Origin of the sequence: Rhodococcus sp. 05-2255-1e, from assembly GCF_002259025.1 — a bacterium.
Lineage (GTDB): Bacteria > Actinomycetota > Actinomycetes > Mycobacteriales > Mycobacteriaceae > Rhodococcoides > Rhodococcoides fascians.
Genome location: NZ_NOZE01000018.1, coordinates 1 through 10,278, shown reverse-complemented (window position 1 = coordinate 10,278; position 10,278 = coordinate 1). Strand labels below are relative to the sequence as shown.

Annotated in this window: 10 protein-coding genes; 8 read left to right on the top strand and 2 right to left on the bottom strand. The window is 64.7% G+C overall.

Annotated features, from left to right (window positions below; translation table 11 throughout):
* The first annotated feature begins 1,006 nt into the window (after positions 1–1,006).
* The 8 genes from CH262_RS14400 (at position 1,007) to CH262_RS14365 (ending at position 7,580) form a co-directional block, all read left to right on the top strand.
* Positions 1,007–3,073, top strand: coding sequence for an MMPL family transporter (locus CH262_RS14400; RefSeq protein WP_230074946.1), 2,067 nt, complete (start codon positions 1,007–1,009; stop codon positions 3,071–3,073).
* A gap of 28 nt (positions 3,074–3,101) precedes the next feature.
* Complete coding sequence (locus tag CH262_RS14395) at positions 3,102–3,353, top strand: YgaP-like transmembrane domain (protein ID WP_032401340.1); 252 nt, start codon at positions 3,102–3,104, stop codon at positions 3,351–3,353.
* Positions 3,354–3,395: 42 nt separating this feature from the next.
* Positions 3,396–3,815 (top strand): DUF302 domain-containing protein, encoded by a 420-nt coding sequence (locus tag CH262_RS14390; RefSeq protein WP_008720026.1) that lies wholly within the window; start codon positions 3,396–3,398, stop codon positions 3,813–3,815.
* Positions 3,815–4,588 carry a sulfite exporter TauE/SafE family protein gene (locus tag CH262_RS14385; RefSeq protein ID WP_032401339.1) on the top strand — a complete coding sequence of 258 codons (774 nt, stop codon included), beginning with the start codon at positions 3,815–3,817 and terminating at the stop codon, positions 4,586–4,588. Before CH262_RS14390 ends, CH262_RS14385 begins: the two co-directional genes overlap by 1 nt.
* Positions 4,589–4,665: 77 nt before the next feature.
* Complete coding sequence (locus tag CH262_RS14380) at positions 4,666–4,935, top strand: metal-sensitive transcriptional regulator (protein WP_032389200.1); 270 nt, start codon at positions 4,666–4,668, stop codon at positions 4,933–4,935.
* Between the two features lie 57 nt (positions 4,936–4,992).
* On the top strand, positions 4,993–6,354 hold the full coding sequence (locus CH262_RS14375; RefSeq protein ID WP_063216981.1) for an MBL fold metallo-hydrolase: 1,362 nt from the start codon (positions 4,993–4,995) through the stop codon (positions 6,352–6,354).
* 73 nt (positions 6,355–6,427) lie between these two features.
* Positions 6,428–6,850, top strand: coding sequence for a DUF6153 family protein (locus CH262_RS14370; RefSeq protein WP_027494146.1), 423 nt, complete (start codon positions 6,428–6,430; stop codon positions 6,848–6,850).
* Between the two features lie 85 nt (positions 6,851–6,935).
* The gene (locus CH262_RS14365; RefSeq protein WP_008720034.1) at positions 6,936–7,580 is read left to right on the top strand and encodes a DUF305 domain-containing protein; all 645 of its coding nucleotides are present in this window, start codon (positions 6,936–6,938) and stop codon (positions 7,578–7,580) included.
* A 106-nt stretch (positions 7,581–7,686) separates the two neighbouring features.
* On the opposite strand, the gene CH262_RS14360 is transcribed toward CH262_RS14365, so the two are convergent.
* Entirely contained in the window at positions 7,687–9,864 is a 2,178-nt protein-coding gene (locus CH262_RS14360) for a heavy metal translocating P-type ATPase (protein WP_094681415.1), read from the bottom strand.
* A 34-nt stretch (positions 9,865–9,898) separates the two neighbouring features.
* Entirely contained in the window at positions 9,899–10,129 is a 231-nt protein-coding gene (locus CH262_RS14355) for a heavy-metal-associated domain-containing protein (protein WP_063216977.1), read from the bottom strand.
* Positions 10,130–10,278 lie beyond the last annotated feature (149 nt).

Here is a 10,278-nt window from a genome sequence, read left to right as displayed (position 1 = left end):
AACATCACTCGCCGAGACCTGAAGTCGGCCGGTGGCCTGTAAGCCATACCGGATCGGTCGACCCGCCCCCGATGGTCAGGGGCTGGGAAGAAGATAACGGGTGGCCTGTCAACCCCGAAGAGGGAGCTTGCGACCGTGGGTTGACTGGTCGGGGTCCCCGGCATGTCAGACTCGGGCGACTCGTACGACCAAATTGGTGACCCATATGGGGCGGCCCCGGAGGGGACGTGCGACCGCTTGCGGTCGGCTTTCATGGTTCGCCGATCCCCTACGCGGGCATCCGTCGTCGATGCCCCCGAATCCGTTGTCTCCGATGCTCGCCACTCCTGGGCCGCTCCCGTCCGGACCGGCCTGGGTGTGGGAATGGAAGTGGGATGTAACTGCGCGGGTTCGCAGAAACTCGCGAACGATAGCGTCGCAACACGCGCGTACGTGGAGCATCAACCCGTGCGGGACAACCGCATTCGCAGACTGGCGACCATCAAACGCCTTATGCGGCCGCCAGCACAGCCTCGCGTTTGATCCGGCAAGACCAATGCCGTCTACCGATCGGCTCCGGCCCACCCCTTCCCTCATACCCCCACGGGTACTTGCATACCCCCCTAGGTATGTGTCACAGTAGGGATGTACCCGCCAGAAAGGACCGCCATGTGCTACCCCGTCCCGTGCCCGGCATGCGGTAAGACCACCTGGGCTGGCTGCGGTCGACATGTCGACAGCGTTATGAAGAACGTTCCGCGGTCGCAGCAGTGCTCCTGCTCCATGGAGACACCCGCCCCAGCTACACGCGACAACTTCTTTCGTTCCCTGTTTCGTCGCTGACCCCCACCCCAACAGCACTCCACTGCATTTCGCAGGAATCTCTGGGCGTCTTCAACGCTTCTGAATACCCCCACCCGTATTAGGAGAAGTAATTGTGACCAAGCCCGCTACCGCGGCGGCCACCGGCCGCCACGACCGCCATCGGCCACCGGCACCCGGCGCACTAGGCCGCCTGGGAAGCACGATGGTCGCCCGCCGCAGGTGGGTGTTCGGCATCTGGCTGATCGCCCTCGTTGCCCTGGGATCGGCTGCGCCATCGGTGTTCTCATCCTTGGCCGGGGCCGGCTGGCAGGCCAACGGTTCCGAATCCGTCCAGGTCCGCGAGCTCGCCCAGCAGCATTTCGGTGGTAACTCCTCTGCGGCAGTGCAAGTGGTCGTTCACTCCGACACCGCCACGATCGAAGACGCAGCGGTGCAGCAGACACTCACCGACGTCGCGGCCGTATTCGACGGTGACACTCGCTTCGGCGAGATCATCGCCCCCCAGCCAGGCATGACCATCAGCCCCGACGGCCGCACCGGCATCCTCATCGCCGGCGCAAACGCAAGTACAGATGACATGGTCAAAGCCGTCGACGAGGTCAAAGGCGAACTGACCGAACTCTCCGGCGACGGCATCGAGGTCTACCCGACCGGGTCCTCCGCACTGTGGTCGGACTTCAACAAAGCCAACCACGATGCCATGATCCAAGCCGAATTATTCTCGTGGCCAGTCACCTTGGCGATCATGGTGCTCGCGTTCGGATCGCTCGTCGCCGCAGGACTGCCGCTGCTACTCACCGTCGCCGGACTCGTCGCATCCGCCGGTGGTCTCGTGCTGCTCAACGGCGTCACCCCGATCTCGGTGTGGGCGATGAACTTCGCGATGATGTTCGCGCTCGCCCTCGGCATCGACTACGCCCTCTTCATCGTCGCCAGGTTCCGCGACGCACTACGCAACGCCGATCCCCGTGCCGCCGTCGCCGAAACCATGGACACCGCAGGCAAAGCCGTGGTCCTGTCCGGTCTGACAGTCCTGGTGAGCCTCTCGGCAGTGCTTCTCGTTCCCGCACCGGCCGTGCGGACCATGGCCGTCGGCATCATGCTCGCTGTCACGTTCGTGCTGATCGCCACCATGACCCTGCTCCCCGCAACCCTGGGGGCACTCGGCTCCAAGGTCAACGCCGCATCCCTGCCCTACGCCAAACGCCAGCAGCACCGCTCCCCGAAATTCGCAGCCTGGGGCGAACTACTCCACAAGCATCCCTGGCCGTTCGCACTGGTCTCCGTCGGCATCCTCATCGTCCTGGCACTGCCGGTCCTCGGACTGAAAGTCGCAATGCCCTCGATCACCGTCGTCCCAGAAGATGCACCGGTTCGCCAAGGCTACGAGCTCGTCCAAGCCCAGTTCGGCGACGGCGCACCCGGCGCACTGCAGATCGTCGTCCCCTCTTCCGACGCCGCCGCGACCGCCACCGCAGCCAGCAGCGTCGACGGGATCTCGATGGTGACTCCGCCCCAGCCTGCCGCGGACGGCTCGAACTACTCACTGCTACAAGCGCTTCCCGCCGTGGACCCCTCCGACGAGAGTATGGGCACCATCCTCGGTGACCTGCGCGCGCAGCTCCCGGAGTCGGCATTGGTCGGCGGGGCACCGGCGGAGAACCTCGATCTGCAGCAAGCCCTCAACGACTACCTGCCGCTGGTGATCGGGATCATCCTCGCGCTCGGTTTCATCCTGCTGCTCGTTGCACTGCAGGCACCGCTGATCGCGATCCTCGGCACCGCCGTCAGTCTGCTCTCGACCGCAGCCGCATTCGGAGTAGCGAAGCTGATCTTCCAAGACGGACACGGTGCATCACTGCTCGGCTTCACCCCACAGGGGTTCCTCGACGGCTGGGGACCGGTGTTCTTCTTCGCGATGATCTTCGCCATCGCCATGGACTACACCGTGTTCCTGCTCGCCACCGCCAAAGAGCACTACGAGAAGACCGGCGACCCGAAAGCCGCCCAGGTCGACGGCCTCGCCCACTCCGGCCGCGTCATCTTCGCCGCCGCCGCGGTCATGGTCGCCGTGTTCTTCACCTTCGCACTCTCCGATCCGCTCCCACCGAAAGAAATGGGCATCATTCTCGGTGTCGCGGTACTGCTCGACGCCTTCCTGATCCGGCTCATCCTGCTGCCGGTCCTGCTGCGTCTGACCGGTCACGCCGCATGGTGGTCACCAGCCTGGCTGCGCAAGGTGCTGCCCTCGATCAGCTTCTCTCACTGACACCCTCACCACACCCAACGGAGCAATCATGACCGATCCGAACACAACCCACTCGGCGGCATTCACAGGATGGCCGATCGAACGTATCGTCCCCGCCCTTGCTGCCGGTGTCACCGCCACCGGTCTGGCACTCGGCGAATTACACGCACCGCAATGGCGACTACTCAGCGCGTTCGCTGCCGCCAACCTCGCCCTCTACGCAGCGGTTGGCTGGTGCCCGGCCAGCGCACTGCTCACCAAAGCGGGCGTGCCGAGTATTCGCCGGCCCCGAATCGGGTAGGCCCACACCACCACAGTTCGACCACCGAAAGGAATTTCCCTCATGAACATCGCACTCTCGACCACTCTGACCGACACTGACTTCGACACCGCAGTCGACTCCGTCAAATCAGCCCTGTCCGACCAAGGCTTCGGTGTTCTCACCGAAATCGACATGCAGGCCACGTTGAAGGCCAAACTCGGCGAAGACATGGAGCAGTATCTGATCCTCGGTGCCTGCAATCCCACCCTCGCGCACCGCGCCGTCGGAGTCATGCGCCAGATCGGCTTGCTGCTGCCGTGCAATGTCGTCGTCCGCGCCGACACCGCCACATCCGGATCGGTGATCGTCGAAGCGATGAACCCCGACATCATGGTCCAAGCGACCGGAGAACCCGCCCTCTCCGATGTCGCGGCCGAGGCCACCACCAAGCTCCAGGCCGCCATCGACGCACTCGGTGGCCAGGACACAGCCCACAGCTGATGACCCTGGCACTGGCACTGGTCCTCGGCGTCGCCGTCGGCATCCTGCTCGGTCTCCTCGGAGGCGGCGGGTCGATTCTCGCGGTCCCGGTTCTCGTCTACGCCCTCGGAATGGACCTGTCGGAGGCGATACCGACATCGTTGCTGGTGATCGGTGTCGCCTCTGCGACCGGGGCCATCCCCAAGGTGCGGGCGCGGCTCGTCGAGTGGCGGCTGGCGGCGATCTTCGCGGCCACCGGCATTGTCGGCACCGTGGTCGGCAGCGCCCTGGGCAGACATCTGCCCGAGGCGGCCGTGATGATCGGCTTCGCAATCGTCATGATCATTGCCGGGGCGCGGATGCTGCGCAGCGCCGACGATGTCGGAACTGCATGCAAGACAGGGGATTCCGGGATCGACTGGCGGCGATGCGCACCACGGTCCATACCGACAGGGTTCGGGGTCGGTGTCCTCACCGGACTGTTCGGCGTCGGCGGAGGATTTCTGATCATCCCCGCTCTGGTGCTGTTGCTGGGAATCGAGATGGGTGTCGCTGTCGGAACGTCGCTGGTGGTCATCGTCGCAAACTCCGCCGCCGGACTGATCGCTCAGGCCGACGGGCTCGGCGGGAACTGGGCACTGACAGCCGCGTTCGCCGGTGCTGCGATTGCAGGCTCGCTGGTCGCCGGGCGACTGAGCACACGCATTGATACCGACAAGCTGCGCACGTGGTTCGCCTACCTGGTGTTCGCCGTCGCGGGCTACGTACTTGTCGACACCCTCGTTCTTTCATGACCGAACGCACACACCGACCCGATGCCCCCAGGGGTAATCTGAAACCACTACCACCCTCACACCCTCAGGAGACCGCAATGGTCGGCGACGAAGACAGCATCGCATTGGTACTCAACCGGCTGCGCCGCGCACACGGCCAACTCGCCGGAGTGATCGGCATGATCGAGAACGGACGTGACTGCAAAGACGTCGTCACCCAACTCGCCGCCGTCTCCCGCGCCCTCGACAAAGCCGGATTCAAGATCGTCGCCACCGGCCTCCGCGAATGCATGACCGGCGACACCGCCGACAACAAAGAACCCATGACCGAAGCAGAACTGGAAAAACTCTTCCTCGCACTGGCCTGAACGAGGACGTTTCACGTCAGAAACGAGGCCGACCCGACGACACCGTAGGAGTACCCCGTGAGCGCTACCGATCCAGACATCGCCATCATCGAAACGTCGAGCCTCGGCGACCGCAGCTACCTGATCAGCCACGACGGCATCGCCGTCGTGATCGATCCCCAACGTGACATCGACCGCGTCCTGGCACTGGCCGCGGAGAAGAACGCCGCGATCACCCACGTACTCGAAACCCACATCCACAACGACTACGTCACCGGCGGCCTCGAACTCGCACGCGCTACCGGAGCCGAATACGTTGTGCCCGAGGGTGACCCGGTCGAATTCGAGCGACGGGCAGTGGGGGACGGCGATGTCGTCGACGCGGGATCGGCGACGTTTCAGGTCATGCACACCCCGGGCCATACACATCATCACGTCAGCTACGTACTGCAACTCGGAGACGAACCGATCGCGATCTTCACCGGCGGCTCGATGCTCTACGGATCCACCGGCCGCACCGACCTACTCGGCTCCGAACACACCGACGAGCTCACCCATGCCCAGTTCCACTCGGTCCGTCGAATCGCCGCCGAACTCCCCGCCGACGTCGAGGTCTACCCCACCCACGGATTCGGTAGCTTCTGCTCCGCGACCCCCACCAGCGGCGACTCGTCGACCATCGGTGAACAGCAACAGTCCAATCCCGCGCTGACCCAGGACGAACAAACCTACGTCGACGAGTTGATCGCAGGATTGTCGGCCTACCCCGCGTACTACGCCCACATGGGCGTCATCAACACCGAAGGTCCGGCCCCGATCGATCTGTCCACCCCGGAGCCTGTCGATCCCGACGAACTACGCAGGCGCATCGACGATGGCCAGTGGGTCGTCGACCTCCGCGCACGAACCGCCTTCGCTGCTGGACATCTCGACGGCTCCCTCGGTTTCGAGCTGTCGACGACGTTCGTGACCTATCTCGGATGGCTCTACCAGTGGGGTGCGCCGCTGACATTGATCGGTGACACCTCCGACCAAATCGACGATGCCACTCGAGAGTTGGCGCGCATCGGCATCGACCGCCCCTCCGGTTCGGCTGTCGGTGAGATTCACTCACTCGCCGGCGACGGCCACGTGCGGTCCTACGAGGTGTCCGACTTCGCCGGACTTGCCGCAACCGACTCCGACATCACTGTGCTCGACACACGTCAACAGTCCGAGTACGCGGACGGCCACATCCCCGGTGCGGTGAATATCCCCCTTCACGAACTGCCGCACCGACTCGCAGAAGTCCCCGACGGCAAAGTGTGGGTGCACTGCGCCTCCGGCTATCGCGCCTCGATCGCGGCCTCACTACTCGACCGGGAACATCGCAGCGTGGTGCTCATCGACGACGACTACAACCGCGCAACAGATCTCGGACTCGACACCTCGAAGACATGACGAAATGCTTCGACGACCGAACGCGACGAGACAGGCGTACCCCCAGGGGGTATATGTTGGTATCATCGGCCGCATGCACTCAGTGAATCGGCACGGTCGACGGGGCACAGCTCCGACGGCAGCTTTACTGATTGCACTGACGGTGTTCGGTGTCCTGTTGATGCATTCGGTGACACCGATGTCGATGCCCGTGACCGGCTCGATGTCCACATCGATGAGCGGCGGCCATGCCTCGTTCGCAGCACCGTCCCACACGGACGCCACGGTTCCGGTGATGACCGGGGAACATGACTGCCCGTCGGGGCACCAGATGATGCATCCCTGCGTCGGCACGACGGTGTCGTGGCCCGCGCTGACGGTCCCGGCGATGAGCGCAGCCCTCGACCTGGCGCCGACATCGGTGAACCGGATCATTGGACGGGCCGACTCCACGCTTGAGCGTGCGCCGCCGTGGACGTTATGGGAGTTGGACAGATCGGTGACCTTGCGAGTGTGACAGGGAGCCCGGCAGACGCGTGTCTGTCGGCGGATCGAACGACATCCAATTCTCTGCACTACCCACTCTTGCAAGGAGTTTCCTCATGCGTACCAAAGTCATTGCCTCGATCGCTGCTGCCGCCGCGAGCGCGTTCCTCGTCGTCGGCTGTAGCGACAACGCGGCCGATTCGTCGATGGACGGCCATGCGATGGGATCGATGTCCTCGGCACCGATGTCCTCGGCCCAAGCAAGCGCGTCCGCAGAGTTCAACGATGCCGACGTGATGTTCGCGCAGATGATGTACCCGCATCACGCCCAAGCAGTCGAGATGGCCGACATGGCGAACGGCCGCACCGACAACCCGGAGGTGCTGTCGCTGGCATCGGCGATCGCCGCCGCGCAACAGCCCGAGATGGACCAGATGACCACCTGGCTCACCGAGTGGGGCCAGCCCATGCCCGACATGGACAGGGGTGACATGGGTGACATGGGTGACATGGGCGGGATGGACCACAGCTCCGGCAGCGGCATGATGACCGCTCAGGACATGGACGCGTTGATGGCAGCGTCGGGACCGGAATTCGACCGCCAGTGGTTGACGATGATGATCGCCCACCACACCGGCGCCATCGAGATGGCCAACACCGAAATCGCAGACGGTTCCAATCCTGACGCCCTGGAGATGGCCCGCACCATCGTCGCCACCCAGCAGCAGGAAATCGACACCATGCAGCGGCTGCTCGGCTGACCCGGCCCGCTATAGACAACGATGGCCGCATCCTCTCCGGCGGAGAAGGTGCGGCCATCAACGCTCCACAATTGTCAGGGCTGCGTTCCCGGTACGAGATCAGCTCTCACAGTGACGGTGTGCGCTGCGACGGAGCATTGGAACTCCCGTCGTTCACCGCTCCGGTGATGGTGTCGGGTGTGAGGTCGAGTCGCCGAAGCAGCTGCGCGTTCGCGGCGACGATGATCGTCGACAGCGACATCAGGATCGCGCCGATCGACATGGGCAGCACGAACCCGACCGGCGCGAGCACTCCTGCCGCGAGCGGAACTGAGATGAGGTTGTATCCCGCTGCCCACCAGAGGTTTTGCTTCATCTTCCGGTACGAGGCGCGCGAGAGTTCGATCACCGACAACACCGACCTCGGGTCGTCGCTGGCGAGGATCACTCCGGCCGACGCGATAGCAACGTCGGTACCCGCGCCGATAGCGATACCGACATCGGCCTGCGCGAGAGCCGGTGCGTCGTTGACTCCGTCACCGACCATCGCCACGGTGCGCCCTTCCTGTTGAAGTTCAGCAACGTTGTGGGACTTGTCTTCCGGTTTCACCCCCGCGAAGTAGCGGTCCACACCGAGCTCGGTGGCGACGGACTTCGCGACGGCTTCGGCATCACCGGTGATCATCACCACCGCGATACCCCGAGCGTGGAGCGCATCGACTGCCGTGCGGGATTCGGGCCGGATCTCGTCGGCGAGCGCAAGGGCACCGATCACAGCACCGTCGGCCAGGACGTGCAGGATGATCGCCCCGTCGCCCCGCCACCGGTCGGCGACAGCAAGTTCGGATCCGCGCTCCTGCTCGAGCAGCGCGGGCCCGCCGACCTGCACGCGGGTGCCGTCGACGTCCGCAGCGACCCCGACAGCGGGAGACGACTGAAAACCGGCTGCAGCCGGGACGGTCAGGTTCCGCGCGCGTGCGGCGCCGACGATGGCACGGGCGAGGGGATGTTCAGAGTCGGCTTCTGCGGCAGCGGCCAAAGCGAGGACCTCGTCGGCGGTGCGCCCGTCTGTCACCTCGATTGCGGTGACGGTGGGTTCACCCTTGGTGAGGGTGCCGGTCTTGTCGAAGAGCACGGTGTCCACCGTGCGCATTGTTTCGAGTGCGAGCCGGTCCTTGACCAGGACACCGCCGCGGGCTGCGCGTTCGGTGGCGATGGAGACCACCAGCGGGATCGCGAGTCCGAGTGCGTGCGGGCAGGCGATGACCAACACGGTGATGGTGCGGATGACGGCGTCGTCGGGCATCCCGAATAGCGTCCACACCAACGCGGTGATGATCGCAGATCCGAGAGCGAACCAGAACAGCCAGCCGGCGGCGGTGTCGGCGATGCGCTGGGCCCGCGAGGTCGAGTTCTGGGCGTCGGCGACCAAGCGGCCGATGCCTGCGAGGGCGGTGTCCTCCCCGACTGCGGTGACCTGGACGCGCAGACCGGAGTCGGTGGCTACCGTGCCGGCGACAACTTGGTCGCCGTCGCTGCGGCGGACGGTGCGTGATTCGCCGGTGATCATGGACTCGTCCATGCTCGCCGATCCGGAGACGATGGTGCCGTCCGCCGGTACTCGGCCGCCGGGGCGCACGACGACGACATCACCGCGCTGCAGCTCGGCCGGGGACACCGGCACCACATCGTCGCCGTCGACGCGTTCGGCGGTGTCCGGAAGCAGCGCCGCCAACGAGTCCAGAGCGGAGGTGGTCTGCGCGAGGGATCGCATTTCGATCCAGTGCCCGAGCAGCATGATCACGATCAGCAGCGCCAGTTCCCACCAAAAGTCGAGCTGATGATCGAGCAGGCCGAGGCTCGCGCCCATCGACGCAATGAATGCGACGGTGATCGCGAGGGCGATGAGCAGCATCATTCCTGGTGCACGTGAACGGATTTCGCCAACTGCTCCGGTGAGGAAGGGAGATCCGCCCCAGGCGTACATCACGGTGCCGAGCGTCGGCGAGACCCAGGCGATCCACGACGCGTCCGGCAGTGAGTATCCGAGAAGCATCGCGAACATGTTCGATGCCACGATCACCGGAACGGCGAGGACCAGCATGATCCAGAACAGACGACGGAACATGCCGACGTGATCGCCGTGACCGGCATGGCCACCGTGCCCGGTATGCCCTGTGTGTCCTCCGTGTTCGGAGTGCTCGCCGTGTCCGGTGTGGCCTGCGCTGCGTTCGGACGTGTCGTGCCCCGACTGCGCGCCAGCTCTCTTAGCCGTTCCGACGTCAGAATGCGTGTGGTTGTTCATCGCGAAATACCTCTTCCTGCAACGACTTCAGCGGTTACGCGGTAGGCGAATCTGCGGTTTGCGGTTCGGCTGCGTATCCGGCATCGCGAACGGCGGCAATGACCCGGGCGTGGTCGGGCTCGCCGATGCTCGTCACCGTCAGCGTTCCTGCCGACGCTGATGCTTCGACCGTGTCGACCCCGACCACAGCACCGACTTCTTCCCGGACCGACGCTTCGCAGTGGCCGCAGGTCATGCCCGTGACTTTGTAGTGCGTGGTGATCATGTCGCGCTCCTCCGACTGTCTGCATACCCCCTAGGGGTATCTGGCTAACGTGTCGACCATACCCCCTCCCCGTATGTTTCGGAAGGCCGTTGGCTGCGTCGAGCGGTTTACGAACCTGCGGCGACGACCGGTCCGTTGGCCGAACTTCG

Excerpts from the sequence above, each read along its gene's own strand:
- CH262_RS14370 (WP_027494146.1), top strand. The coding sequence starts at position 6,428 with ATGCACTCAGTGAATCGGCACGGTCGACGGGGCACAGCTCCGACGGCA.
- CH262_RS14380 (WP_032389200.1), top strand. The coding sequence starts at position 4,666 with ATGGTCGGCGACGAAGACAGCATCGCATTGGTACTCAACCGGCTGCGC.
- CH262_RS14395 (WP_032401340.1), top strand. The coding sequence starts at position 3,102 with ATGACCGATCCGAACACAACCCACTCGGCGGCATTCACAGGATGGCCG.
- CH262_RS14365 (WP_008720034.1), top strand. The coding sequence starts at position 6,936 with ATGCGTACCAAAGTCATTGCCTCGATCGCTGCTGCCGCCGCGAGCGCG.
- CH262_RS14400 (WP_230074946.1), top strand. The coding sequence starts at position 1,007 with ATGGTCGCCCGCCGCAGGTGGGTGTTCGGCATCTGGCTGATCGCCCTC.
- CH262_RS14360 (WP_094681415.1), bottom strand. The coding sequence starts at position 9,864 with ATGAACAACCACACGCATTCTGACGTCGGAACGGCTAAGAGAGCTGGC.
- CH262_RS14355 (WP_063216977.1), bottom strand. The coding sequence starts at position 10,129 with ATGATCACCACGCACTACAAAGTCACGGGCATGACCTGCGGCCACTGC.
- CH262_RS14385 (WP_032401339.1), top strand. The coding sequence starts at position 3,815 with ATGACCCTGGCACTGGCACTGGTCCTCGGCGTCGCCGTCGGCATCCTG.
- CH262_RS14390 (WP_008720026.1), top strand. The coding sequence starts at position 3,396 with ATGAACATCGCACTCTCGACCACTCTGACCGACACTGACTTCGACACC.